Origin of the sequence: Globicatella sp. PHS-GS-PNBC-21-1553, assembly GCF_033564055.1 — a bacterium.
GTDB lineage: Bacteria > Bacillota > Bacilli > Lactobacillales > Aerococcaceae > Globicatella > Globicatella sulfidifaciens.
Map to the genome: position 1 here is coordinate 1,385,306 of NZ_CP085470.1, position 26,307 is coordinate 1,411,612.

At 35.8% G+C, this 26,307-nt stretch carries 25 protein-coding genes and 4 pseudogenes; 25 read left to right on the top strand and 4 right to left on the bottom strand.

Annotated elements, in window-relative coordinates; translation table 11 throughout:
* Nucleotides 1-18: 18 nt before the first annotated feature.
* The 3 genes from LB888_RS06580 to ltrA all read left to right on the top strand — a co-directional run bounded on the left by LB888_RS06580 (nt 19) and on the right by ltrA (nt 3,397).
* Nucleotides 19-1,197 carry an IS66 family transposase gene (locus LB888_RS06580; RefSeq protein WP_318752317.1) on the top strand — a complete coding sequence of 393 codons (1,179 nt, stop codon included), beginning with the start codon at nt 19-21 and terminating at the stop codon, nt 1,195-1,197.
* Between the two features lie 2 nt (nt 1,198-1,199).
* Nucleotides 1,200-1,469, top strand: coding sequence for an IS66 family transposase (locus LB888_RS06585; RefSeq protein WP_318752318.1), 270 nt, complete (start codon nt 1,200-1,202; stop codon nt 1,467-1,469).
* Between the two features lie 644 nt (nt 1,470-2,113).
* Nucleotides 2,114-3,397 carry a group II intron reverse transcriptase/maturase gene (gene ltrA / locus LB888_RS06590; protein ID WP_318752319.1) on the top strand — a complete coding sequence of 428 codons (1,284 nt, stop codon included), beginning with the start codon at nt 2,114-2,116 and terminating at the stop codon, nt 3,395-3,397.
* Between the two features lie 72 nt (nt 3,398-3,469).
* Here the strand turns inward: ltrA and LB888_RS06595 are convergent, their stop codons facing one another.
* The gene (locus LB888_RS06595) at nt 3,470-4,912 is read right to left on the bottom strand and encodes an ISL3 family transposase (protein WP_318752320.1); all 1,443 of its coding nucleotides are present in this window, start codon (nt 4,910-4,912) and stop codon (nt 3,470-3,472) included.
* Nucleotides 4,913-5,180: 268 nt separating this feature from the next.
* On the opposite strand from LB888_RS06595, the gene LB888_RS06600 reads away from it, so the two are divergent.
* From LB888_RS06600 to LB888_RS06665, 15 genes and pseudogenes are all read left to right on the top strand, one after another.
* Nucleotides 5,181-5,693, top strand: a complete 513-nt coding sequence (locus LB888_RS06600; RefSeq protein WP_318752321.1) for a hypothetical protein — start codon at nt 5,181-5,183, stop codon at nt 5,691-5,693.
* A gap of 11 nt (nt 5,694-5,704) precedes the next feature.
* Nucleotides 5,705-7,825, top strand: coding sequence for a GTPase domain-containing protein (locus tag LB888_RS06605; protein WP_318752322.1), 2,121 nt, complete (start codon nt 5,705-5,707; stop codon nt 7,823-7,825).
* 16 nt (nt 7,826-7,841) lie between these two features.
* Entirely contained in the window at nt 7,842-9,536 is a 1,695-nt protein-coding gene (locus tag LB888_RS06610) for a GTPase (protein ID WP_318752323.1), read from the top strand.
* 25 nt (nt 9,537-9,561) lie between these two features.
* Nucleotides 9,562-10,935 carry a hypothetical protein gene (locus LB888_RS06615; RefSeq protein ID WP_318752324.1) on the top strand — a complete coding sequence of 458 codons (1,374 nt, stop codon included), beginning with the start codon at nt 9,562-9,564 and terminating at the stop codon, nt 10,933-10,935.
* A gap of 484 nt (nt 10,936-11,419) precedes the next feature.
* Nucleotides 11,420-12,199 (top strand): annotated as a pseudogene (locus tag LB888_RS06620) (GrpB family protein); the annotation flags it as partial.
* An 84-nt stretch (nt 12,200-12,283) separates the two neighbouring features.
* Nucleotides 12,284-13,152, top strand: a pseudogene (locus LB888_RS06625) (aminoglycoside phosphotransferase family protein).
* A 61-nt stretch (nt 13,153-13,213) separates the two neighbouring features.
* Nucleotides 13,214-13,417: a resolvase gene (locus tag LB888_RS06630; RefSeq protein ID WP_318752325.1), complete on the top strand. Its 204-nt coding sequence runs from the start codon at nt 13,214-13,216 to the stop codon at nt 13,415-13,417.
* Nucleotides 13,418-13,544: 127 nt separating this feature from the next.
* Nucleotides 13,545-13,661, top strand: a complete 117-nt coding sequence (locus tag LB888_RS06635; protein ID WP_318752326.1) for a hypothetical protein — start codon at nt 13,545-13,547, stop codon at nt 13,659-13,661.
* Between the two features lie 17 nt (nt 13,662-13,678).
* Nucleotides 13,679-14,497: pseudogene (locus tag LB888_RS06640) on the top strand (DUF3387 domain-containing protein); the annotation flags it as partial.
* A 17-nt stretch (nt 14,498-14,514) separates the two neighbouring features.
* The gene (locus tag LB888_RS06645) at nt 14,515-14,736 is read left to right on the top strand and encodes a YdbC family protein (RefSeq protein ID WP_318752327.1); all 222 of its coding nucleotides are present in this window, start codon (nt 14,515-14,517) and stop codon (nt 14,734-14,736) included.
* Between the two features lie 63 nt (nt 14,737-14,799).
* Nucleotides 14,800-14,931 (top strand): YjzC family protein, encoded by a 132-nt coding sequence (locus LB888_RS06650; RefSeq protein ID WP_318753962.1) that lies wholly within the window; start codon nt 14,800-14,802, stop codon nt 14,929-14,931.
* 26 nt (nt 14,932-14,957) lie between these two features.
* A complete protein-coding gene (locus LB888_RS06655; protein WP_318752328.1) occupies nt 14,958-15,947 on the top strand; it encodes a hypothetical protein in 990 nt (329 codons plus the stop codon).
* Between the two features lie 190 nt (nt 15,948-16,137).
* On the top strand, nt 16,138-16,542 hold the full coding sequence (locus LB888_RS06660) for a hypothetical protein (RefSeq protein ID WP_318752329.1): 405 nt from the start codon (nt 16,138-16,140) through the stop codon (nt 16,540-16,542).
* A gap of 135 nt (nt 16,543-16,677) precedes the next feature.
* Nucleotides 16,678-16,848, top strand: coding sequence for a DUF7010 family protein (locus tag LB888_RS12185; protein ID WP_412927843.1), 171 nt, complete (start codon nt 16,678-16,680; stop codon nt 16,846-16,848).
* A gap of 243 nt (nt 16,849-17,091) precedes the next feature.
* Nucleotides 17,092-17,484 carry a hypothetical protein gene (locus LB888_RS06665; protein WP_318752330.1) on the top strand — a complete coding sequence of 131 codons (393 nt, stop codon included), beginning with the start codon at nt 17,092-17,094 and terminating at the stop codon, nt 17,482-17,484.
* Here the strand turns inward: LB888_RS06665 and istB are convergent.
* Nucleotides 17,458-18,207, bottom strand: a complete 750-nt coding sequence (gene istB, locus LB888_RS06670) for an IS21-like element helper ATPase IstB (protein WP_318753963.1) — start codon at nt 18,205-18,207, stop codon at nt 17,458-17,460. The two genes, LB888_RS06665 and istB, sit on opposite strands and share 27 nt — an antisense overlap.
* 12 nt (nt 18,208-18,219) lie before the next feature.
* Nucleotides 18,220-19,416: pseudogene (locus tag LB888_RS06675) on the bottom strand (Mu transposase domain-containing protein); the annotation flags it as partial.
* 546 nt (nt 19,417-19,962) lie between these two features.
* Here LB888_RS06675 and LB888_RS06680 point away from each other — a divergent pair.
* The 6 genes from LB888_RS06680 (at nt 19,963) to LB888_RS06705 (ending at nt 24,719) form a co-directional block, all read left to right on the top strand.
* On the top strand, nt 19,963-20,265 hold the full coding sequence (locus LB888_RS06680; protein WP_047001639.1) for a hypothetical protein: 303 nt from the start codon (nt 19,963-19,965) through the stop codon (nt 20,263-20,265).
* Between the two features lie 58 nt (nt 20,266-20,323).
* Complete coding sequence (locus tag LB888_RS06685; RefSeq protein ID WP_318752331.1) at nt 20,324-22,177, top strand: heavy metal translocating P-type ATPase; 1,854 nt, start codon at nt 20,324-20,326, stop codon at nt 22,175-22,177.
* An 89-nt stretch (nt 22,178-22,266) separates the two neighbouring features.
* Nucleotides 22,267-22,500: a heavy-metal-associated domain-containing protein gene (locus tag LB888_RS06690; protein ID WP_318752332.1), complete on the top strand. Its 234-nt coding sequence runs from the start codon at nt 22,267-22,269 to the stop codon at nt 22,498-22,500.
* Nucleotides 22,501-22,806: 306 nt separating this feature from the next.
* Nucleotides 22,807-23,301, top strand: coding sequence for a phosphoribosylanthranilate isomerase (locus LB888_RS06695; RefSeq protein ID WP_318752333.1), 495 nt, complete (start codon nt 22,807-22,809; stop codon nt 23,299-23,301).
* A 112-nt stretch (nt 23,302-23,413) separates the two neighbouring features.
* Nucleotides 23,414-23,596 carry a hypothetical protein gene (locus LB888_RS06700; protein ID WP_318752334.1) on the top strand — a complete coding sequence of 61 codons (183 nt, stop codon included), beginning with the start codon at nt 23,414-23,416 and terminating at the stop codon, nt 23,594-23,596.
* Nucleotides 23,597-23,840: 244 nt separating this feature from the next.
* Nucleotides 23,841-24,719, top strand: a complete 879-nt coding sequence (locus LB888_RS06705; RefSeq protein WP_318752335.1) for an AraC family transcriptional regulator — start codon at nt 23,841-23,843, stop codon at nt 24,717-24,719.
* Between the two features lie 69 nt (nt 24,720-24,788).
* On the opposite strand, the gene LB888_RS06710 is transcribed toward LB888_RS06705, so the two are convergent.
* Complete coding sequence (locus LB888_RS06710; RefSeq protein WP_318752336.1) at nt 24,789-25,031, bottom strand: hypothetical protein; 243 nt, start codon at nt 25,029-25,031, stop codon at nt 24,789-24,791.
* Nucleotides 25,032-25,285: 254 nt separating this feature from the next.
* Between LB888_RS06710 and LB888_RS06715 the strand changes: the two genes are divergently transcribed.
* Nucleotides 25,286-26,242, top strand: a complete 957-nt coding sequence (locus LB888_RS06715; protein ID WP_078755080.1) for a glutathione S-transferase family protein — start codon at nt 25,286-25,288, stop codon at nt 26,240-26,242.
* The last annotated feature ends 65 nt before the right edge of the window (nt 26,243-26,307 follow it).

Sequence of the window (26,307 nt, forward strand, 5' to 3'; positions counted from 1 at the left end):
CAGAAGGGAGGTCCGGGAATGGGCATCAAATCCATCGAGACGCAGACACCTGAACAACTAATCGATATTATTGAAACACAAGAACGTGAAATTGAATGGTTGAAAGAACAGCTTCGTTTGATGATGAACCAACCGTTTGGTCGCAAGAAAGAAACGGCGCCTCAACCTGGACAAACCAGTCTGTTCGAGGATTGGCAGGAAGCTCTAGACAGCATAGAACTAGAAGAAGATATCGTCCAAGAAGTGAAGGCTCATAAGCGTAAAGCAAAGAAGAACAAAGGGATCAAGCGGGCGATTCTCGACCAGTTCCCTGCCGAAGAAAAGCTACACGAACTTTCAAACTGTCAGTGTCCAGACTGTGGGGAATCTATGAAACAGATAGGTACTAGTGCTGTTCGTGAAGAGCTTGTCTTCATTCCTGCTCATATGAAACGAATCATTCATAAACAAGCTTCTTATAAATGCGAGGGTTGCACTCAAAAAGAGGGGGCCAATGACAAAATCGTGAAGGCTCCCGTTCCTAAAGCTCCCCTCAACAATAGCTTGGGGTCTACATCATTGATCACTCAAACGATTCACCAAAAATATGGCTTGAAGTTACCCGCTTATCGTCAAGAACAGGAATGGAAACAAATGAATCTGCCCCTAAGTCGGGATACGATTTGCGGTTGGCTCATTCGCACCTATCAATACTATTTCCAGGACCTCTGTGACTTACTTTTAAACAAGCTCCGTCAACAAGAAGTTCTCCACGCAGATGAAACCAGTTATCGGGTATTAGAGAGCCAAAAAGCGAATAATTATTTTTGGCTTCTCATGAGTGGCAAGGACACACCAGAACAGGGGATTATTTATCAATTTGATGAAGGCAGAGGACGCCAAGTCATTCTTGACCTATTGGGTCCAGATTTTGAAGGCAGCCTTCATGCAAATATGTATGGTGCCTACGTCAACCTATGCAAGGAGAAAGTCAAAGTCAGTGGCTGTTGGGCGTATTTAAGGCGGAAATTCTTTGAAGCCCTGCCAGCTGAGAAACGCTTGACCTGGCGCCAAACTTGCCTTCAAAGACAAGTTGACGAGTTCTTTGATTGGGTCAAGACTTTGAATGCCTTACCTCAAACCAAGCTGGGAATGGCCATCTCCTATGCTCTCAAACATGACCTTTCTTCCGTCAATTTCTTGAAGATGGTCGACTAGAGATGAGCAATAATCGAGCGGAGAGACAAATCAAGCCACTGGTAATTGGGCGCAAGAACTGGTTGTTTAGCCAGAGCATTCAAGGAGCCCAAGCGGCCGGAGGTATCCTCAGTCTCTATGAGAGTGCGAAGCTTAATGGCATCCATCCTCCGTCTTATTTTCAATATTTACTTGAGGAGCTTCCTGAACTTCCGGTGCAAAATTTTGAAGCACTCGAGGCTTATTCGCCTTGGTCTTCGAAGGTCAAGGAAGCCTGTCAGGCCATGAAATAATAAAAAAACTGAAACCGGCCCCTCAACACCTATTGTAGAGTGTTGAGGGGCCGGTTTCTATATACTTGGCTATTGGGCGCTTACGTTTATAAATAGTAATAGTTGCACTTGAACGCTTGTTCAAGTGCTCTTTTTGTATGACGGGCATGTCTTACATCTAGGGTGCAAGTCCCTGAGGGCACCTGCTATCGGTGAACCCAATAGTGATTCTCAAGCTTGACCATCGTGAGGTGGCGAGGAGAAGAAGAGATAACGAAATCGTGGCTCCACGAACAGGAACACAATACGAAGGCGCGTATAGCGGATGAGATGGCGAAAAGCATTAAAGTCCAAATAGATAGTCGTAACCTATGCGTGTAAATTGTGGGAGTAAACGATGAAAGATGTATGACTTATCCCGTGAGGTCTCATGAGCGTCTCAGACGTAGTAATAACGAATCATGAGAAGTCAGCCGAAGCCATAGTAGTGTCGAAGCTTGCGTAATGTAAGTGGAGCGAAGGGCTGAACAATTAACAAAGTGTAAACTACTCGAATTGTATTCCTTTATATGTCTGATTAGTTAGGACAATATCACGTATTGATGGAGAAATAACGGAAAAAAATAAGACAAATAGGAACAGCGAAACAAGAAAGGAGACACACCATGTCGCAACTATTATTACAAATTTTATCGACTTCCAATATGACACTTGCACTCAAGCAGGTGAAACGAAACAAAGGAAGAGCGGGACTTGATGGTATAACGGTGGATGAAATCGAACAATACATCCGAGCAAACTGGCAAGATATTAAAGGTCAGATAATCCACCGTAAATACAAACCGACCCCAGTGCTCAGAGCTGAAATACCGAAGCCAGATGGCAGTAAGCGAAAATTAGGCATCCCGACTGTCATGGACCGAATTATTCAACAAGCTATTGTACAGGTATTGACCCCCTTATGCGAACCTCACTTCAGTGAATATAGCTATGGATTTCGCCCGGGACGTTCCTGTGAAGACGCCATCATGCAGTTATTAAGCTACCTTAACGATGGTTATGAATGGATAGTGGACATTGACCTTGAAAAGTTTTTCGACAACGTCCCACAAGACCGACTGATGTCACGGGTTCATGAACTTATTCACGACGGCGATGTTGAATCACTTATACGAAAATATTTACAAGCTGGAGTGCAAATCATGGGGGTTTATCATGAAAGTACTCAAGGAACCCCACAAGGAGGGAATTTATCTCCACTCCTATCCAATATCATGTTAAACGAATTGGACAAAGAATTAACAAAACGAGGGTTACGGTTTACGCGATATGCAGATGACTGCATTATAGCAGTCTCAAGTGAAGCAGCAGCCAAACGGGTCATGTACAGTGTTTCTCGCTACATTGAACAGAAACTGGGATTAAAAGTCAATATGACAAAGACAAAAATAACGCGCCCAAACAAACTTAAATACCTAGGATTCGGTTTTTATAAAAACACAAAGAGTCGACAATGGGCACCGCGTCCACATCAGGAGTCGATAGCACGATTTGAACGCAAATTAAAGCAGTTGAGCAAACGAAGCTGGAGCGTATCACTCACCCAAAGAATTGAGAAACTAAATCAAGTTATAAGAGGTTGGGTTAACTACTACAGCGTAAGTTCGATGAAAACACGACTAAAAAGTATTGATGAGCATTTAAGAACGCGTATAAGGGTCGTGATATGGAAACAATGGAAGACCAAACGCAAACGACTTTGGGGACTTGCCAAGCTAGGAATGCCTAAAGGAATGGCAGACAAAGTCTCTGGTTGGGGAGACCATTATCAATTTGTAGCACTTAAATCAGGGATACAATACTACATCACAAAAGATATCCTAAGAATAAGAGGATTAATAAGTATCTATGATTATTATATAAAGCGACATGCGTTAAAAGTTAATTGAACCGCCGTGTGCCGAACGGCACGCACGGTGGTGTGAGAGGGACGGGAAACCGTCCCTACTCGATTACTGAAATTAAGCTATCTTATTTTGCATTTCTAATTGTTTTTGGTATTCTTCTTCATATTTTTTAATGGCATCTTCTTCAGTAAATAACAGCGGACGATAAGCCTCATTCTTCACCTTATTATGAGCAGTCGATAATATAATTCTACTTCTTAAGTGGTAAAAGTTTCGATATCCATAACTGATTCGTTTAATGACTTTAATTTTATTATTTGTTCCCTCCACACAACCGTTTGATAGCGTATAGGTTAAGCTATTCTGTATATTATGGCGATAATGATATAAAGTGGTAAATGCCGTTCTTATTTTTCTAGGGAGGCGATATTTCTTGCTTTCCTCTAATACATGGATGAATTGATCATAGGCATGTTCCTTAATAGCATCCATTACTTCATGAATCAAACGGTAACAGAGATTTAAGGTTGAGTCTTTTGATAATAAATAATCGACAATGCCTCTTTCATGAATCGCTTGCTTAAATAATGAATATTTCTGATACTCTTCGAACGCCAACTCATTCCAATCTTTTAATAATAGTTTCCAATATCGCTTAAACTTATTCGCATCCGGTTTGTTTTTCGATTTTATACGATTCATCACTTCTATCCGATGTTGATTTAAAGCCCTTGTCACCAATTGTACGATATGAAAACGGTCGATGACCACGACGGCATTTGGAAAAATCGAGGGAAGAAAGTCTTTAAACGCCCCGTTCATATCCATCGTGATGGTTTTAACTTTCAATCGTTCCGCTCTAGAAAAACGCATAAAATAGTCATATAAAAAAGCTTGTGTTCGGTTTTCTAAGACATCCACTACAATATGTTTGTGATTATCCATTAAAATACACGACATAGCAGCCTTCACATTCTTCACGGATTTAAATTCATCAATCGCTATATGTTTGGGTAGTGATGTGGGTTTCGTATTATATTGATAACTATAGGCTTTCAATTGACGTAGTACCGTATGCGACGAAACATTCCAGGTTTCAGCAATATCTTTGATGGGTTTCGTTTTACCCAATTCTTGAAGAATCATTACCTTTAATGGTGATGAAATCGTACAGTGCTGTTTGGTTAAGTTGGTTTGAGAAACCGTTGTTTTTTGACAATGTTTACAAAGGTATCGTTGTTTAGTCAGTTTAAGATAAGCAGGTTGAAGGTTATATTGCCCAATTAGGATGACGGTCCTATAAGATCCATAATCAATCATATCTTCCGCTCCATTATTACTACTACGACAATGAGGACACATTTTAGGCGGATTCTTTAGAGTACCTGTAACGGTTAATACTTTTTTAAAGGCTTTTGAGACAGAAAGCATTTTTTTAGTAGAACTTTTAAATTGATGAACTGAAAAATAGCATTCTTCTTCAAAATCATTCTGTTCTATATTGATATTAAGGTCTTCCATTCCTAGTAAAATTTTAGTATGATTGTATGTAGCCATGTGATTTCCTACTTTCTATATTTTTGTGTGCAACTTAATTATAGAGGAAATCACAGGCTTTTTGTATATAAAAATAGTGCTGATGATTTCGTCACCAACACTAAAAATTATAGAACTTGAATAATGTTATTTGAATCTAACACCTTGCCGAAATGCAGGGTGTTTTTCATATTCCTTCTATGAGTCAATACAAATTAGTTTATTAGTATTTATAAAATACAAATTAGTGGTATAATTTTCTATAGAGTAAATAGCGGAGGTGTAAACGGTGAATAAGAGCGTGACCTTTACAGTTGATGCAGATGTGTATGAGAAATTTTTCATCGCATTGAATTTAACAAATGAAACACAAGATGCTGCAGTGGAAAACTGTATGCGTTGGTATATTGCAAAAACTTTTGAAAAAGCATCACAAGCCTATAACCCAAAAACAGTAGTAAAACAGAATGAAGATACAAACAAGGATTTTTATGGAAAAGCAAATCAACGAATCCCAGTATGGGCTATAAAGCCGAATCAATATAACCATAAAATCATTCGTGCTTATTTCAAGGCGTTGGCTGCCACAGGTCGTGCTACCATAGACATGATGGAGCGCTTATGCAGTGATGAAAACAACCCAGAACTATACGTGCCAACATTTAAGAATAATTACTCACAGATGAAGTTGGATGGACCTAAGAGCCACGGTAAAGTATTTGAGGATGACGGTGAAACGGTAACAATCTGGCGCGAGGTAGAAGATACACTGATGAAATATAAATCAAGTTTTTGTGATTGAGAGGTGCGAGGATGAGCAACTTAGTGGATAAGTACAAGCAATCAGAAAATATAATAGATTTGGCTGCTGCATTATCAGAATCTAAGGAGTATGCTAAACGTGGTTATAAACTTGCTGATGATGCAGTTTCTTTGTTGAAACGTACAGTTGATTCAGTTTCAATGAGACTACAAGAGAATATTAACACTTTGGAAAAGAGCAATATCAATGAGCGGAATATCACAAAGAGTCTTTCAGTACAATTAGCGTCAATTAAGCAAAATTTTGAAGAAATGCCATATCAACTAAATATAGATTTAGAGGCAATTTCCAAAAGCTCGTTTTCAATAACACTTTTTGGGCGCACGATGGCAGGTAAATCGACTTTGATGGAAATACTTACTCACGGCAACGGTACGTCTATTGGAAAAGGTGCCCAAAGGACAACTAGAGATGTTAGAACTTATTCATACAACGGTATGATGATTACAGATGTTCCAGGGATTGCTGCATTCGAAGGGCAAGAAGATGAAGATATCGCTTTTGAAGCTGCAAAAAAATGCGATTTGATTTTATTCTTAATTACAGATGATGCCCCACAAGCCAGCGAAGCAGAGTGTTTAGATAAGATTTTGAGATTAGGAAAACCAGTGATTTGTATTATTAATGTTAAAGCAAATATTGATTTAGGAACAAATCCAAAAATGTTTGCACGTGACATTCAGAAAAAAATGGATATGACTAGATTAGATTCAATAAGAAGTCAATTTCTTGAATTTGGTACTCAGTATGGACAAAATTGGGATTACCTTCGCTTTGCCTATGTTCATTTAAAATCTGCCTATCTCTCACAACAGACTGAATCGGAGGTTAATGGTAATGACTTACATAAACTAAGTCGTTTTGGTTATCTTGAAAAATTAGTCATCAACGAAGTTATAAAAAATGGGAAGTTTTATAAATTGAAATCATTTTCCGATATTGTTGTTGTTCCGGTTGTTGATGCATTTGAGACTTTGTTTCGGCAAAGTGCACAAAATAGTGAGCAGGGCTCTATTTTAATAAGTAAAAAACGGAAATTAAAAAAGTGGACTATTGATTTTGAATCTGATGCAAAAAAGAGAATAGAATCATTATTATCAACTATTTCTGGTGAACTGCTAAAAGAAGTAGCTTCTTTTGCTGAAAATAATTATGATAACACTAGTGCTGAACATACATGGAAGAGCATACTACAAAATCATAACATAGAGTCACGTGCTGCAAGTCTATTAAAACAACTTGGAATGGAATGTGAAGAAGAACTTCAAGAAATTTGCAGAGAAATAAATTCGGAGCTCAAATTTTCACACGCGGTTTTTTCTGATAAATCAATCAATATGCCTTTTCTAATTGATGGGAAGCGTATATGGAATTGGGCTACTACACTGGTAAGTGGGGGGCTAATGATAGCTGGTTTGTTTGTTTCAGGACCCATTGGTTGGGCGGGGCTTGCTGTCGGATTAGTTGGTTGGCTTGGTTCATTTCTATTTAGCGATCGTGAAAAGAAAGTTCTTGATGCACGTAAGAGGCTGGAGAAAAAATTAATTACAAATCTCGATAAAATGATTAATGATTTAAAGAAGAAAATGCTTGACGTGTTATATAGAGATTTATTGAAAAAACAATTATATCCAACTTTAAACGCAATTGATGAAACAATCAACTCGGTTTTTATGCTATCAAGAACACAGCAGGATTTTGCTAAGGCCTTAAATGCAAAACTCAATGAAATGAACAGTGTATTAATTACTGAGGCATTAGATTATACAGGTTTTTCTGGTCTTGAATGGCATATTACGAATGTTGTAAGGATTCCTGGCAACGCGATGATGATAGTGCTTGAAGATGGTAAGAGATTTCCAAATGATGCAAGGAAAGCTTTATCTTATATATTAAAAGAGAAAGTATGGTTTATTTTTAACACCAACAACCTAAAATCTATACTAACACAGGCGATTGGCAAGGGATGCGACAAAAATTCAATTAGGATTCAATACATAAATGATGAGCCTAGGATTGCACATATTCCTAATATAGATGATTTAGATGGGATTACAGTAAATCGTGTTCGATTAGCACAACAATTGACAGAATTACTAATTATGAAATAAAAAAGGAGGAGTTACAGTGAATAATCAAAATACTATTTCTTTAGCTATATGGACAGCTAAAAGCAAGGAGTTACTTGATAAAGTCATTAACGTACTAGATAAAATTGGAATTGAAAAAAGCCATTTGCCAAAAAACGTTTATGAAAGTGATAAACCTATAAGTCTTGTCTTTGCTGGCCAATATAGTGCTGGTAAATCTACTATTCTTAAAGCGCTTACAGGTATAAGTAGCATTGCAACAGGAGAAAAAATTACTACACAAGAATCACAGGTGTATGAGTGGAATGGTATAAACGTTATTGACACACCTGGCATTCATACTACATTACGCCCAGACCACGATGATATTTCCTATCGTGCTATTTCAAATGCAGATATGCTTGTCTATGTTATAACACACGAGTTGTTTGATTCATACATAGGACAAAACTTTAGAAAATTATTATTGGATAAGGATAAAGCTGGTGAGATGATTTTGATTGTAAATAAAATGGCTGATGTTGGAAATACAATAGAAAATCAGCTTATCAAACTAGAAAATCTAAAAATAGTTACTGATCCTTACACTCCAGAGCAATTAAGAACATGTTTTGTTGATGTGGAATCTTATTTGGATAGTTTAACGGAAGAGGATGCGGAAATAGCGGATGAATTACGCATTCGTAGCAATTATGAAGGGCTTGTAAGTACTATAAATGATTTTGTTAAAGAAAGATCCATTTCATCGAGATTAACAACTGCATTGTACAAGATATATGATGTTTTACAAAAAGCTATTACTCAATTTGAACCTTCATCTGGAGATGATGATGTTGATGCTCTTGAGGAACATTTACTTCAAGAAAGAAGAATATTGTTTTCTACTCAGTGGAGAATTGAACAACAAGTGAAAATAATATATGAAGAAGCAGCAACTAGCATTAGGGATAAAGGACGCAACATTGCCAATTCAATCTATGATTATTCAAATGAAAATGATGCAAATAATGCAATTGAAACTGCTTATCATGAAGTTGAAAAAATATCGTCAACCTGTTTGGACAATGTTATTTCGGAGCTGGAAAAACTATCATCTGATTGTAAATCTGAATTAGATGAATTCTATAAGACTGATTTTTCTAAAAATCTACAGTTTCGGCTTAGTGAGAAATATAAAAAAGGAAACCCACTAGTAAATCGTATTTTTAATTCTGATGTTTTGGCACAAGGTAGCAATAAGATTATTTCAAATACTATCGGAACAAATGCGCCCGCCAATGGTTTGAGAGCATTTTCAGGTAGTAATATCCATCAAATGGTATTAGATATAGGTCACTTTTTTGGGCATAGTTTTAAACCATGGGAAGCTGTCAAGTGGGTGAAAGGAATAAATGTTGCTGGTAAAGTACTTGGGGTTTTCGGAGTTGTTTTTTCTCTTGGAATGCAAGCTAAAGAAGATGTTGATGCAGATAAGCGTCAACAAGAAATGAGGAGCAATAGAGAAAAACTTCGTGCAGGCTTTAATGATGCAGCAAACGAACTAGTAAAGCACTTTAATAAAGCAATAAGTGAATACTTAGCAAATAACTTTCATTTGCGTATTTCTGAAATTGACAATCAGATTTCTGAAATAAGAAAGTTACGTATTGGAAAATCAGAAAATTATAAGTTGCTTGAAGCAGCTCAATCTGAATGTAGAGCCTTGATTGCTGATATTCATAAAGAAATGTGAATATTGATTGATATGGGGTGATCTAATGGAAAATGGATGTATATATTGTGGTATTACTGAGGATTTATCAAAGTCTGATATAATTCCAGATGCCCTTACTAATGCCAAGATAATAAATCCGAATGTATGTAGGATTGAGCATAATAATAAATTTAGTGATATGTTCGAGGATGAGGTTATCAAAAAACTGGCATTGATAACCAATGAACTTGATATTAAATCAAGTAAAGGAAAAAGATATGCATCTTATGAAGCAATAATTACTGTTGGTGATACTGATTATAATACAAAAATGTCCTCTGAAACTGAATTGTTTGGTGGAAACAAGAAGATGCGTAGTGTTGATGGAAAGTCTTTATTGGGTCCGATTGATGAAATAAAGAAAATTAAGGCTGCAGATGATACAAACGTCAGTGAAATTGATGTCAATCAGATAGAAATTGAAAAAAGGGTATCGCTAGATTTGTCAGTGTTTTTTAGTAAGGCTATGTTTAGAATGGTAGCAAAAATTGCATTTGAATGGTACTGTGCAAAGAACAAAGTCAATTTAAAAAAAGATGAATTCGCAACAATTATCGATTTTATAACAAGCAACAAGGGAGAAAGAATTGTATCGATTGTTAGCAATCCTGAAATATATGCATTGTTCAATAATACAGTGAAATTTGGAAGTCATGCCCTATTATCATATGTGGCACACGATAACTCGATAAATGTAATTATAGATTTATTTGGTATTGCTATTTATAATGTACGAGTTTGTGACTTACCATTAGATGATTGTAAAAATAATGTGATATTCCAAGAATTGTCTCTTGATGCAAAACATATCAGTTTTGAAGATACTGATATTGAAAGCTTCCAGGAACATTTTATCAACAGTTTTGAGCAGAAAAATATAGGTCTTGGTTTAACAGCAATGATACCCAAAGACATGACAGACAATACACTTCAGTATAAACTGCTATATGTCACAAATTATAAATTATTTCTTGAAAAACTAAATCTTATTGCGGAGCCAACGCAAGAAGTAATAACTTTAATACTCAACAACATTCAAAAGTTACTACAAGAATCTGTTATTACAATAAGAGGATTAAAACGGTTTGTAAAAGAACATCAGAAACATTTTGAAGAAGGAATCAGGTTGAATCCCAAAGGAACAAATAAAAAATCTATTTTTATGTTTTATATGCTTTTTATTATTGGGCAGTCAAATGGACAAATAAAAAGTATGCATGATTTATATAGGGTTCTTAAGCGGAAATTTGCAAGTGATACAATTAACATTAATGATGAATTATCTAGTAAACTACATGAAGAAATGTTGGCGGTCGAATCAAATTCAGAGTTAATCAAAGAAGGTGCAAAAATTATTGAAGGCTGGGGTTTTGAATAAAAGTCGATATGTTCCCGTCTACCGATAGTGTCAAAAATGCAGTGGATATGTTTCCGAGAACGGACACACTTAAATGACATCCATTCTGTCCTCTCGAGCCACGTTGAGACAGTGGTATTGATGTCAAGAAAATAAAGAAGTGTACTCTGAAAGGCTTGATATAACCCTTTCAAGGATTATATCGATAAAATTCCTAGTTAGAAAAAACGTGATTTTTTGCTCTGCGGGAAATAGTCCAAGGCGGACTAGTAGTACCGTACAGAGTGGATTAGATGTCGCTGACTCCGTACAGAACAGATTAGATGTCAGAGGGTCTGTACAGAGCAGAATGAATGTTTTTGTAGAGTGGCGGGGTTGAGAGAGTAGGTTGGATGTCGGTATAATTAAGTTGTGTAATAGGCTAATCAACATTCTCAAAAGATGTTGCATTGTTAGTTATCCTGTATACTAATAGAGAGATTAAATTATGTTTGGGGTGTGAAAAATGATTGGATTAAAAAGGGGTACAGTAAAACTACTCAACCACGAAAAAGAATGGGAGCTTGAAGCACAGAGAACAATTTTACGTTTGCATAAGATTTTAGGTGCTGTCGCAAGAGATATTCAGCATGTGGGCAGTACATCTATACTCACAATAAAAGCCAAGCCGATAATTGATATAGCGGTTGCCGTAGATGATTTCAAGGATGTTCTTGCATTGGAAGCGGAATTAAATCATAATGGTTTTTATTATCGTCCTAATGCCAATTTAGAAGACCAACTTCTCTTTGCCTGTGGTAGCTATTATGACGGCACAGGCGACCTGCAAACGCACTTCATTCATGTTGTTTTAGCTGATAGTATGGAATGGATAAACTATATCAATTTTAGAGATTATCTCAACAAGACGCCAACGGTCGCTAAAGCGTACGAGGATTTGAAAATATCACTTGCATCAGAGGCGCCTGTTGATAAAGGTAGAGAACGATATTTGAGGGGTAAGCACGATTTTATCGTTTATACTTTAAGAAAAGCTCTTGTTAATTTCTATCTTGGGAAAACAATTGAAATAAAAATTGACCGACCTATCGGGAGTGCACACCCTAAACATTTAGATCTAGTTTATCCGATCAATTACGGATACATTCCTGGTGTTTTAGGTGGAGATGGAGAGGAATTAGATGTTTATCTTCTTGGCGTATCTAAACCTATAAAGGAATATAAGGCTCGTGTTATCGGTATTGTTCATCGTCATAATGATGTGGAAGATAAACTTGTAGCCGCACCTGAAGGAACAATCTTTACCCAAACTGAAATTGCAGAAGCCGTGCATTTTCAGGAACAATATTACGAAAGCGAGATAGAAACTATTCCAAAGCTAAACTTTATATCTAAAGAGTTAATCAATAAAGGTTGGTCATGTGATAAAAAATACTGTGTTACAACAACTGATGGTGTTAAATACCTTCTGCGAGTTACTCCCAAAGAAAAAAGTGAAAATCGTGCAGAGATGTTTCGTATGCAGCAACAGGTAGCGGCTCTCGGTGTTTCTATGTGTAAACCAGTTGAGTTTGGAAAGTGTGATGAGGGTGTTTACACTGTTCAGACTTGGGTTGATGGCAAAGATGCTGAAGAAATCATTCCTTATCTTGCCGATTCAGAGCAGTATGCTTTTGGTCTTGAAGCAGGGAGAATACTTAAAGTAATTCATTCGATTCCGGCTCCGGAGAATCAGCCTGATTGGGAACCTCGATTCAATGCAAAAATGGATCGTAAAATCAAGATGTATAATGAGTGCCCTATTAAATTTGACGGAGCAGAAGACATCATGGCATATATAGAATCTAATCGCTTTCTGCTTTCGAACAGGCCGCAATCTTACCAACATGGTGATTATCATATTGGTAATATGATGATTGAAAAGAATAAGATAGTTATTATTGATTTCGACCGTTACGATTTTGGTGATCCATGGGAAGAATTTAATCGTATTGTATGGTGTGCGCAAGCTTCCCTATGTTTGCTTCAGGTATTATAAACGGTTATTTTGACAATGAAGTGCCGCTTGAATTTTGGAAGTTGCTTGCACTATACATTAGCAGTAATATGCTTTCCTCTATACCATGGGCTATTCCATTTGGAGAAAGTGAAGTAAATACCATGATCAATCAAGCCAAGGATGTACTGAGTTGGTATAACAATATGCAAAACCCTATTCCAACTTGGTATATCAAATAGAGAACTGAGATGAAAATAAAGTTCATGCGTTAAGGTTAACTTGATTTTTAGGAGGTGCGCAATGACTTACAATCCAAAAGTACATCTTATACCCGCTAAACCTGCTAGACGAGAGAAACCAGTGGGTATTTATTGTCGCGTAAGTACAAATGATATAGAGCAATTAAAAAGTTTATCTTTTCAGGTATCTGCACTAACTAGATTGGTAGCTTCTACCACCCAGTGGCTACTAGTCGATGTCTATATGGATGGACATTGCATCTAGTAAAACCGGTTCATCTAGAAGAGAATTTAATCGAATGCTAGAAGATTGTCTATCAAATAAATAAAAAATCATCATTACAAAAAGTATCAGTAGATTTGGCCGAGATACAGTAGAAATTCTTGATGCTTTGAACCAGTTAAGGGTTCTCGGCGTTCGTGTTATATTTGAACAAGTAGTACTTGATACAGCCTCGGAAAGAAAGAAGAAGAACAAAAGGAATTTAAAAAGACAGCTCTTGAATTAGGATAGGCTCATGCACTATGTGCTGCAACTGATAAAGGGAAAGAAAAGGCCCTTGAAATAAGCTATTTTAAAGCAGTTAAAGCCAGCCTTGTAAAACTAAAGGAAAAAGAAAATACACCCCTAACAAAAAGAGAAGTGGAAGTAAGACTTCATCAAATGTTAGAGCGTTCCATCATCTCAGAAGATGTGATTGATGTATTCGATGCTATGGGAATCAAAAGGCCAGAAATTTCAATCCTGTCTGAAGAATTTTTAAAAGAAGTTCAGGAAATGAAGCAGAAGAACTTAGCTGTAGAAATGCTTAAGAAATTATTAGAAGGCAACATCAAAACGATGGAAAAGAGAAACCTCGTGAAATCAGAGAAGTTCTCTGAAAGGCTGACAAAGGCTCTAAACAAGTATCGAAACCAAGCACTTACAAATGCTGAAGTGATTGAAGAACTTATTCGAATGGCCCATGACATTAAAAAGATGCGAGAAGAAGAGACTGAACTGGGTCTAAGCGACGATGAAATTGCTTTTTATGATGCACTGACATCGGATGATATCGTTAAAGAACTCATGGAAGATGAAACGCTAAAGAAAATCGCTCATGAACTAACTTTAGCTACAAGAAATAATATCACTATTGATTGGAGACTTAGAAAAAGTGCAAGAGCGAGCATGAGACGTGTTATTAAGAGACTGCTAAACAAATACGACTATCCACCAGACCAAGCATTAAAAGCAATGAATATTGTCATGAGGCAAGCAGAAAAAATGGCTGGAAATGTTTATGAAGAAGTTGTCTGGTTCGACAGAGTTGCAGAAGAACCTGGCAAATTTACAACGGATTGATGAAAGGATTGAATCACATGGCAGATATAAAATATGAAATCAAAGAAACCGTGGCTACTCTTTCAGAAAACAATAAAGGCTGGTCAAAGGAACTGAATTTAATCAGTTGGAACGACAGGGAACCTAAATATGACATCAGAGATTGGGCACCTGAACATGAGAAGATGGGCAAAGGTGTTACCTTAAGCGTAGAAGAACTTAAAAAGCTTAGGGAGATACTTAATGAAATGGAACTTTAGGGAGGTTGAGAGATGAGCAAATTACAAAAACCGGGTGAAAAACCTGATTGATCTGGTGAGTATATTGAGAGAGGACCACGAGGTGGAGAAGTTAGTAAACCTAGACAAGTAACAATTGAACATGGAGATGATAAACTTCCGCCTACAGCTGAAAAAAACAGGAAGTGGGAGAGAATTGGTCCTGAGAAGAAATAGGCATTGATATGTTGGGGATGTAGAACATGTACAGTATTAAGGGGAAACAAGCTGCCAGGATTGAACCGGTCACTTTTTCAGAGTTGAATATGACAGAAAATGATATAGAAGAAATTTTAAGAAACAGTATTGATATGATCTGTGATGAAGAAGAGTCCATGCTTATTGTCGGTAGACAAGTCAGAAATGAAAAGAATGGAAGAAGTGATTTGACTGCAGTTGATAACAATGGAAATATTGTACTCATTGAAATCAAGAGGGATCGTAAAGATATTGAACATCGCAAAGAAGCTTTTGAATTCCAGGCAATAAGATATGCTGCTAGTTATGCAACAATAGATAAGACCGATGATTTAGTGAAGAAGGTTTATGCTCCCTACATTGAAAAATATAGAAGTGAGTTTGAACTTGGAGAGTTAACCTCATTTGAACTTGGTATTCGCAAGTTAAATGAGTTCCTTCAGGTCAATGATGCACAGAAGAACTTTAATGAAAAGCAAAGAATTATTCTAGTGGCGTCTGATTTTGACGAACAGACATTGTCGGCAGTTGCGTGGCTAAATAGTAATAATGTTGACATGAGTTGCTATAGATTAACTCCATACAAGCTAAATGAAGATTTGTTTTTCTATGTGGAAAAGCTACTCCCGGTGACCAATTACGATGATTATTATGTGAACTTGATGGATAAATCAATCGTGACAACAGTAACAGGAGATAAGAAAATTACACGCAGATCTTTGCCTAAAATAGACTTAATGCTCGAATGGGGTGTGGTTAAAGAAGGCGACATCATTGTTGCTAAAGGTAGAGAGGATGAAGGACGTCTTCTTTCTAATGGTAATGTAATGGTCAACGGTGAAGAAAAGTCGATGCAAGCATGGTTGAAAGAAATTTATGGGTGGTCTAGTGTTCAGACTTATGTTTTTGCGGTACACAAAGAAACTGGCAAAACTCTATCTCAGATTCGTGAAGAGTATATGGTACAAAAGGAGACTGAGAATACTGAAATTTAGAAATAAGCAGTGCTAAGTGTTAAATTATTATTATAAAAAAGAGGAGGCATCGCAATGAAAAGATTATGTTTTGGTACACTTATGCACATATTGATATTTCAAGGGTTGTAGAAGTGCTTATTGAAGAAATCGTTATTTATGACTAGTATTGTAATAATATTTCTTAGGGAATATAGAAGGAGATGAAGCTGTGAAGGTAGATTATTATGATGGAATAAGAATATCCTATCCAAAGGATTGTGGTAATGCTCCTAAAAAAAGTGTGCTATTAGATTTTTATATTGCATTTGCCACAGGAAATGATAGATATATAGAGGATAATACATCTGACAATATCACTTGGAAGATTATAGGGAATAAATTAATAGTTGATAAGGATAAAATACTTGAAAGATTAAGGAACTATAGGGGCATGAGCATTAAAGAAATCCTAATAAGCAATCTAATAACCCATGGCAATGTTGCTGCTGTTAATGGACGTATTATCTTCAGTGATGAGTCTACTTTTGAGTATTGTGACATATATAGATTCAATGGGTTTGGGAAAAATGCCAAGGTAAAGGAAGTCACCTCCTATACCATCCAGACTAAATAGGACCAGAATTTCAAGTAAAGAGATAAGGGGTCATAGGAGATTGATATGCAGTAGGAAGTTATTTTTATTTGTTGGAGGATTGATTATGAACCTAGAAGAATTACAGTTGGATTGTGCAATTAAGCAAAAAAAGGCTTGCACTTTATTTTAGCATCAATTATTATTTGGTGTACTGTACTGATTATTCACTTAACATCATTACCTATCCTGACGAAGAATTTATTTACCTTCTGTTCCACAGCACCATTAATGCCATTAGCATTTTTAATATCGAAGGTAATTAAGGTGGATTGGTGGTGTAATTAATTTTGTGTAATCTCATTCTTTTAATTAATAATTGGTAAAAGAATATAAAGTAATTTGATATAGAAACTGATCTTTCAAAGGTCATTTGATTAAGTATATTGTGCCTATAATTGGAAATAATATACTTAATTCTTATAAAAGTTACAATAAGATTACCCAATTTGTTGCACGTGACTTTCCCCAGTTACAAAAACAATTGAGGTCATCTCTTTTGATATAATTATCCAATCAGGGAGGGTGATTATGTCAGAAATTACAAAGATCACAATCACATCATTAGACGATTTATCTAGGTTAAGTGTGAATGGTGGCTATATGACGGTGAACCTAGCCATCGAGAATCCTGACTACTATGCAGCAATCTTCCCAATCTGTCAAGCTTATCAATCAGAATGGATTGACGATGACGACTTAGAGAAATTACTGAACATCCCAATCTGGTTCGTTCACGCATTGAATGATGAGGTTGTTCAATTCCAACCAACAGCAGGCGATTTATACGATCGATTAGTGGAAGCCGGTCATGAGAATGTTGAATTGACGATCTTTGATAATGTGATAGATACGAGTGGTTGTATTTCGCAAGTTAAAATTGAGCCATTTCGCAATTTAAAATTGAGCCACTGTCATCTTTGAATTATCTTTTATCCATTGTTCTGTTTCTTTCATTCTGTAAGAAGGACCGACCATATTTACAACATGTGATTTATGAGTCAAACGGTCGGTTAAGGCAGCTGTTAGGACGGGATCATGAAATATTTCCTGCCATTTTAAAAATGATAAATTACTCGTGATAATGGTAGATTTTCTTCCCGCTCGTAAAGATAGATGTGAAAATAATAATTCCGCCCCTTCTTTGTCGAAAGAGATATACCCAAGTTCATCAATAATGACGAGATCGTAATTTTCAAATTTTAATTCGAATGAGCGTAAGGTTCTTTCTGATCGATGCTCTTTCAACTGATTGATGAGGGAAGGGACTGTCGCAAAAAAGACGCGATAGCCCGCTAAACAAGCTTCCATCCCTAATCCTATCGCTATATGTGATTTTCCAGTACCTGGCGAACCAGTTAAAATCACATTTTGTCCCTCTTTAATAAAATCTAACGCTTTTAGATGAGGTAACTTTTGCTGTGCTTGTTCTGGTAAAGCATCTATGACTAACTCTTCTAACAATTTCTTTTGTGGAAAGTTAGCGATACGTATTCGATTTTGTTTTGACCGAATAAAGCGGTCATTCTTTTCCTGTTCTAAGACTTGGAGAAGAATCGTAAAGGCTTCGGTTGGATTATGAAATGTTCCTTCTTCTTGCACCATTTTCCGAATACTGGGTAATCGTAATTCTCTACATAACTCAATTAATCGTTCTTCTTATCCATAGTGAATGACCTCCTTATCTGCTTGATGAAACAGATTCGCATAAGCTTTCAAATTGCTTTCCGATTGATGGGTTGTCTCATCTCTTGCCAGAGATACCTCTGTCGGCTCTGATTGCTCGCATAGAAATAAAATTCTTTCTGTGCTAACGTATCCCCAACGAATACCATTCAGTTCTTCGACCGCTGCCATAACACGTTCAAAGTTGTTATTGTCCTTCATGTAGTGGAGTAATATTATGAATTCTTTCTCTTTTCCTATATAATGATGGTGGTAAAGGTTTTTTATTTGTTGTGGTGCTTGTCTCAAACATTCACTTTGAGCCAAGGCACCTTTTTTCTTTTGAATGTTTCTAAGTAATGGTAAAGATTCATTTCCCACTGATGGACACCCCAATTACGTTTATGTGTTGCGATTATTTCACCATCAATAAACAACTTAACTTGATCGGCACTTAGTTTTGCGATGATATATTTTCCAATATGACCTTCTGGTACAGAGTAATGATTCTGCTTAATGACAACCGTACTATATTTATCCACTCGACATTCCAATATTTCAGAAACATCGAAAGGAGCGATCATGGTGGGGCCAATCCTTTCTTTTTCTGTCTGCATCAATTTCAGGTGAGAAGCCTTGTGTTCGTGATGCAAACGCCCTACGACGTATAAACTCAACACTACGTTCCACATGTCCCTTTTCATTTCCTTTTCGTGGTTCACATAAACGAATTTTAAATTGATAGTCATTAGATAAATGAATCATGCTGTCGGTAATGGTTTTCTCTGTTCCAATAAAGCTTTTAACAACCATTCTCATATTATCGTAGGTAAGCACCGAAGGGATAAAGCCGATGTGACTGATAAATTTTGTGTGAACGTCTAATACACAAATTTGGGATTCGGATTGATAAATTCTAGCGAAACGGTAATTACTGTGCGCCAAAGTAAATACAGCCAAAGAAAATGTTTTTAGCTTGTCATCGATAAATAATTTTATCTCTCCCCAATCAAATTCAACCTCATATCCTGGTTCCGCATGGCGTCGGATAAATACTTCTTTTGTTTTTGTCATCTCAAAGTTAATGAAGTTTCTAACGGTTGTATAACTAATAGAATAGCCACGCTCGAGCAGCTTTTCATGTATGTCTATAATCTTCTTTTGTTGTTTAGCCATGCAATGAACCTTTTTTCACTTATCTTCTTTAATAAAATCACGTAACATCACTTCAATTGATTATAATAATACTTTGCGTCTACCGACTCTTTTTTTATAAGTTGGTGGTTTTACTATATCCTCTTCAATAGGAAGATCACGAACATCTCCATACTTGCCCCTTTCATATTCCTTGATATATTTATCAACGGTATTTCAAAGATTTCTTCGTGAGTAAAGCAATCTTTCTTTTGCTTAGCCCATCGAGGTAGAGTTTTTTAATCGTTTGTTTTTCTTTCAATTCAATCACTCCTGATATTCCCCCTATTTATTATTCAATAGGGTTATTTTCTATCAAAAGTGGCTCAGTTTTCAATTAATATAGTGGCTCACTTTTAAGTTAACATATACATTTAGATGGATTGTTGTTGGTATAGATGTGATATAACAAAGTAAAATAGCAGTAAAAATTATTAAAACATTTAAAAAAGACTAAACTTGATTTAGATCAATTTAATTTCTTTCAATCTATATTATTATATAGTCAAGATAAAAAAATAAAACAAGAAAGAAGGAAAAAATATGTCAAGACAATTAAATTTTAATCAAGTAAAGGAAACTCATTTAAAAACATTGGCACAATATGTTCCAGTTGTAGCAAAAGTTCATGGAGGAAATCATCCAGAATTCTACCAAGTTCGTAAAGTATATGATGAACTTGCAAAGAAAGCAAAAGATGCGGGAGTAGAAAAGCCGGACTTAAAAGAGGAGTTTGTAAAATTACGTGAAATCACAGATAATTATACAGTTCCAGGTGATGTATGTGAAAGTTATGAAGCAGTCTATAACATGTTAGCAGAATTAGATAAAGCATATGAAGCATAAAAGAAAATAAACAAAGTAATGAAAAGATATAAATAATCTAATAGGGAGGAGTATGAATGTGCAAAAATTTATATTAGGAAGAAAAAACCATATTACAATAGTAAGTGCAATTTTAATAATAATTGCATTTGTCAGTAAATTAGGCTTCGAAAACGAACAAATAGCCATTTGGGCATTAGTAATTGCTTCAATTTTGGGAGTTTCACCTATTGCGATTCAAGCGTATCAAGCATTAAAAGTCAAAGTAGTTAGTATTGATGTTTTAGTTACCATTGCAGTTATCGGAGCCTTTATAATTAGAAACTACGAAGAATCAGCAATTGTTACATTTTTATTTCTATTTGGAGCTTATCTAGAACAAAGGACACTTAATAAAACACGTTCTGCCATTAAAGAATTAACTCAAATGGCACCAGAAAGTGCCTTAAAACAAGTGGAAAATGGTGAGTTTGAAGAAGTAGAAATAGATGAAGTTGATGTAGGAGATATTTTGCTTGTTAAAACGGGTGCAAAAATCCCAGTTGACGGTACAGTGTTAACAGGAGAAGGGCATATTAATGAAGCAAGTATTACCGGAGAAGCGGTTCCTGTAAGTAAAAAGAAAGGTTCGGGGGTATATGCCGGAACAATTTTAGAAAATGGAACTATTCAAATCACTGCTGATCGTGTAGGTGAGGATACTACTTTTGGTAAAATCATTGAGTTGGTTGAAGAAGCACAGGATTCAAAATCAGAAGCAGAACGTTTCATTGATAGATTTTCTAAATCCTACACACCAGCTGTTTTAGTTCTCTCTTTTATTGTATGGATATTTTCAAGGGATATTGAACTTGCAATTACAATATTAGTTTTAGGATGTCCAGGAGCATTGGTAATCGGTGTACCGGTTTCAAACGTCGCGGGGATTGGCAATGGAGCACGTCATGGAGTCCTTCTAAAAGGTAGCGAGGTTATTAGTGATTTTAGCAGACTAGATACCATTGTATTTGACAAAACAGGTACATTAACAATAGGAAATCCCAAAGTAGCTGATAAAGAAATTTATGCAGATGATGTAGATGAAGTATTAGGGTATCTAGCAAGTGTTGAAAAGGAATCAGATCATCCATTAGCAAAAGCAGTTGTAGAATATATTGGAGATATAAAATTAAATACAGTTGAAAAAACAGATGTTGTAAAAGGTGGAGGAATTGTAGCTCATGTAGAAGGTCATAAAGTTGCAGTCGGTAATGTGGCACTAATGGAGCAAGAAAATATTCTTTTAAGTGAAAAAGCTCGTGCAGATATTGCCAGATTTGAGAAAAATGGAAATTCACTTGTTTTAACATCAGTTGATGGTGAATTAAAGGCATTGATGGGTATTCGTGATCAAATTCGCCCGGGTGTAAAAGATGATCTTAAAAAGTTGAAAAAACTTGGTGTTAAAAATCTAGTAGTTCTTTCTGGTGATAACCAAGGAACAGTTGATTTAGTAGCACGTGAACTAGGACTTACAGAAGCTCATGGACATATGTTGCCAGAAGATAAAGCAACATATATTAAAGAGTTACAAGAAAAAGGTCAAATTGTGGCATTTGTTGGAGATGGAGTAAATGATAGTCCTTCACTAGCTTTAGCACAAATTGGAATTGCTATGGGAAGTGGAACAGATGTAGCAATCGAAACTTCAGATGTTGTTTTAATGAATTCAGATTTCAGCCGCTTGCCACATGCATTAGGTTTAACAAAAGCAACCGCTAATAACATGCTTCAAAATATTATTATTGCAGTAGGGGTTGTATTAGTCCTTCTTGCCAGCGTATTCTTTAGTGAATGGATGAACATGTCAATCGGTATGTTAGTACATGAAGCAAGTATATTAGTAGTTATTTTAAATGGTATGAGACTTCTTCGCTATAAATTAAGAAAATAGAAATAAATAAAATTCTTGATGTAAATCAATTTATTATAGATATTAATAGTATATAATACAATTAACATGAACTAAAGGAGAGATGAAAAATGCAAAAAGCAACAATTCAGTTAGAAACATTAACATGTCCATCATGTATGCAAAAAATAGAAAATGGAGTTAAATCATTAGATGGAGTAGACAAAAATAACTTAAAGGTGCTATTTAATTCAAGTAAAGTAAAAGTGGAATATGATGATAAAAAAGTATCTATAAAAGATATTGAAAATGCCATCGATAAATTAGGATATGAAGTTAAAAAATCTCAAGTAAAAGCTTTATAAAATAAGAGGGAATAAGTTTGGCTTTAATGATATCAGATGCTGGTTAATGTCATCTACGGTAAAGGACACGGTTACTAAGTTATAATGTCGTTGATATCTTCCCACACACGAAAGCCCACAGTGGGTATATTCTCACAAAGAGAATTCAGTAAAAAAGGAAAATGGAAATTGTCCTTTGACAGCTATCCACTCATCTCAAAACCTACGGAGTGTGGTGTTGCTGACAAGGAGTATTTAGATTTTTAGCATAATAATATGAAACAGAAGCAATAAAATGCCAAAGCAGTACATTATCATGGAGGACCAATGAAAAAAGACCTATTTAATGAATTTAAAATAATTTGTGTACATTTAAACAATGTTGGAATTGTGCCAACTTTAATGGGGTCCTTGGGTTTAGAGTTTATTTCAAAAACTTCTTGGGAGCCATCAGATATAGACATTCATGTTCCAGGTGATCCAAGAGGATGGGAGGCTCCTGACCAGCTTAGAATTTATAATTGGGGTACAATATCCAAAGTCATGGAAGACCTAGGCTATGAATTAATAGACCTTCATGAACATGAATTTCAAAAAAATGGCCTTAGTGTAGAGTTGGGCAGCATTGATTCCCTATACGACTTTGCTGGAATAAGAGTATCAGACCTAGACCTTATTCAAGTAGAGGGTATAACATTTCGTCTCCCCAACCTAAGGCAGTTTTTAAAAATCTATCAAGCATCTTCAAAGGATTCTTATAGAAATGACAATAATAACAACAAAGATTTTAAGAAAATTGAATTTTTGAAAAAGCATATGTAGTTAAGAGTTAATGTTAGACAAGTATTTTTTCTAACCTTAAGTGGAGCTTTTACTTTTAAGTTAACATATATAGCAAGTCATAAGGGATTTAAATAGAAATAAAAAGATAGTAGTGGTAGATAAAAATCATCTTTGGGTAGCAATTGAAAGAAGTCCAATAAAAGATGTTGAAATTAAAGTTCTTTTGAAAGCAGCTTTAACAAATAAAATCAATGATCGAGAAGTTTATTTGAATGGAATAGACGCAAGTTACCATTATGAAGGGGATTATGTTTATAAGACAGAAGAGCTATAGGATGAGACTTAAGAGTTAAAACTAGTCAATCCACCCTGTCACTCATTAAATTCGGAATATTTTGAACTGTATGAGTGACAGGGATGCTTTATACTATAATTAGTAGTACCAGATAGAGAACACAATTCGAAATTGTTTGCATACCTGGTACTGTCTTTAAAACAGAATCGACTATATTATGCACAGATTGTCGGATAAATAAACGCACTCTTTGATAATATTGATGATGTAAGGAGGTTGTTCAATGGATTCTTTAAGAAGTATGAATAATGCATTGGCATATATTGAAGAGCACTTAACAGAGGAAATTGACTATAGTGAAGTATCTAAAATTGCTTACTGTTCAGAGTATCATTTTAAAAGGATGTTTTCTTTTTTAGCAGGTATAAGTTTATCAGAATATATTCGGAGAAGAAGACTGTCATTGGCTGCAATTGATTTGAAAGATAAGGATTTGAGAATAATTGATGTAGCCGTCAAATATGGCTATAATTCGGCTGATTCATTTTCCCGTGCTTTTCATTCCCTGCATGGTATTCTCCCTTCTGAGGCAAGGAGTGAGAATACACAATTAAAAGCTTATCCAAGAATGACCTTTCAATTATCAATTAAAGGAGGATGCGAAATGAACTATCGTATTGTTGAGAAAGGACCTTTTAAGTTAGTAGGATTTAAGAAGAGAGTCCCAATTATTTTTGAAGGTGTCAATCAAGAAATTGCACAAATGACCGAATTTTTAACACCGGAGGTTATTAAACAATTAAAAGCAATCTCAAATATAGAACCAATGGGTATTATTAGTGCTTCCACTAATTTTTCAGAAGGAAGAATGGAAGAAAAGGGCGAGTTGGATCATTACATCGGGGTAGCAACTTCAGGTGATGAAACAGCAGAATTTGATGTATTAAAAATTGATGCTTGTACCTGGGCAGTATTTGAATCGATTGGACCATTCCCAGAGGCACTTCAAAATGTATGGGGTAGAATATACTCAGAGTGGTTTCCGTCTTCAAGTTATGAGTTAGTTGAAGGCCCTGAAATTTTGTGGAACGAGAGTCCAGACACTGGAAATCCAAAGTATCGAAGCGAAATCTGGATTCCGGTAAAGAAAAAAGACTATTAATTACACCGATTTTTATGATTGAGGGAGTGGGCAAGAAGTAGAAAATTGAATAATTTTCGCTTCGTCGGCCTACTCCCGCAAAGTTGAGTAGGACTCAAACAAGTCGTTAAGACGAAGATTGAGACCACTCAACCACTGCGTTTTTAATGAATAAGCACTCATTTGACTGAATTTTTCAAATTTATGTTCAATCTCATTGAGACGCAGTTTGATGCCACTCAACCACTGCGTTTTTAATGAATAAGCACTCATTTGACTGAATTTTTCAAATTTATCTTTAACCTCATTAAGATGCAGTTTGATGCCACTCAACCACTGCGTTTTTATTATTCGATATTACTTATTCATAGCAAATATAGTTTGGTTAGATTTTTACCTAGCGTAGTTAAGTATAGCTAACCTTTAATTGTTAGTCATCTAGCTTTGTTTAATTTTCAATAGTTCGTGTTTGAGTTATACGGTCTTTTAGCCTAACCAAACCCTAATACGTGAGATATGTCTTCGATTATATTACAATAGAAGTATATAGTTTGAAACTGATTATTATTTCTAAAAGGAGATGTATTATGGGATTATTAGTAGACGGTGTTTGGAAAGACCAATGGTATGATACAAAATCAACGGGTGGTCGTTTTGTACGTAAAGATTCACAATTCAGAAATTGGATTACAAGAGATGGTGCACCAGGTCTGACTGGTGAAGGTGGTTTTAAAGCGGAAGCTGGGCGTTACCATCTATACGTCTCACTAGCTTGTCCATGGGCTAGTCGCACTTTAATGATGCGTAAATTAAAAGGTTTAGAAGATATGATTTCAATCTCTATCGTAAACCCAATCATGTTAGAAAACGGTTGGACCTTTGCACCAGACCAAGGTGTAATTCCTGATCCAATCTTGAATGCCGATTTTTTATACCAAGTCTATACATATGCTGACTCTGAGTACACTGGTCGAGTAACGGTTCCTGTTTTATATGACAAGGAAAAAGATACCATCGTCAACAACGAATCATCTGAAATTATGTTGATGTTAAATTCAGCCTTTGATGAAATTGGTGCTAAAGAAGGCGACTACTATCCAGAAGAATTGCGTGACCAAATTAAAGAAATGGATGACTATGTATATCCCAACATCAACAACGGTGTTTATAAAGCTGGTTTTGCGACAGAACAAGCAGTTTATGAAGAAGAAGTTGGTCATGTATTCGATGCCTTAGAGAAATTAGACAGCATTTTAGCTGATAACAAGTTCTTACTAGGCGACAAATTTACTACTTCTGATATCCGCTTATTCCCGACTTTAATCCGTTTCGAGCATGTTTACTATGGTCACTTCAAGTGCAATATTAAACATTTAACTGATTTTGAAAATGTATGGCGTTATACACGTGAAATCTACAATATGCCAGGTATTTCTGACACAGTTGATTTCTACCACATCCAACACCATTACTACGGAAGCCACCCGACAATCAACCCGAACGGTATTATTCCAGCAGGTCCTGCAATTAGCTTAGACATTTAGATATAGAAAATCACCTGGAGAACATTATAGTGACCCTTTCTTTTTACACAATTATATGGACTTTA

Bases quoted from the DNA above. Each gene is read 5' to 3' on its own strand.
- LB888_RS06690 (WP_318752332.1), top strand. From the start codon at position 22,267: ATGCAAAAAGCAACAATTCAGTTAGAAACATTAACATGTCCATCATGT.
- LB888_RS06645 (WP_318752327.1), top strand. From the start codon at position 14,515: ATGGCAGATATAAAATATGAAATCAAAGAAACCGTGGCTACTCTTTCA.
- LB888_RS06605 (WP_318752322.1), top strand. From the start codon at position 5,705: ATGAGCAACTTAGTGGATAAGTACAAGCAATCAGAAAATATAATAGAT.
- LB888_RS06615 (WP_318752324.1), top strand. From the start codon at position 9,562: ATGGAAAATGGATGTATATATTGTGGTATTACTGAGGATTTATCAAAG.
- LB888_RS06655 (WP_318752328.1), top strand. From the start codon at position 14,958: ATGTACAGTATTAAGGGGAAACAAGCTGCCAGGATTGAACCGGTCACT.
- LB888_RS06695 (WP_318752333.1), top strand. From the start codon at position 22,807: ATGAAAAAAGACCTATTTAATGAATTTAAAATAATTTGTGTACATTTA.
- LB888_RS06715 (WP_078755080.1), top strand. From the start codon at position 25,286: ATGGGATTATTAGTAGACGGTGTTTGGAAAGACCAATGGTATGATACA.
- LB888_RS06580 (WP_318752317.1), top strand. From the start codon at position 19: ATGGGCATCAAATCCATCGAGACGCAGACACCTGAACAACTAATCGAT.
- ltrA (WP_318752319.1), top strand. From the start codon at position 2,114: ATGTCGCAACTATTATTACAAATTTTATCGACTTCCAATATGACACTT.
- LB888_RS06630 (WP_318752325.1), top strand. From the start codon at position 13,214: ATGACTTACAATCCAAAAGTACATCTTATACCCGCTAAACCTGCTAGA.
- LB888_RS06595 (WP_318752320.1), bottom strand. From the start codon at position 4,912: ATGGCTACATACAATCATACTAAAATTTTACTAGGAATGGAAGACCTT.
- LB888_RS06680 (WP_047001639.1), top strand. From the start codon at position 19,963: ATGTCAAGACAATTAAATTTTAATCAAGTAAAGGAAACTCATTTAAAA.
- LB888_RS06585 (WP_318752318.1), top strand. From the start codon at position 1,200: ATGAGCAATAATCGAGCGGAGAGACAAATCAAGCCACTGGTAATTGGG.
- LB888_RS06665 (WP_318752330.1), top strand. From the start codon at position 17,092: ATGTCAGAAATTACAAAGATCACAATCACATCATTAGACGATTTATCT.
- LB888_RS06705 (WP_318752335.1), top strand. From the start codon at position 23,841: ATGGATTCTTTAAGAAGTATGAATAATGCATTGGCATATATTGAAGAG.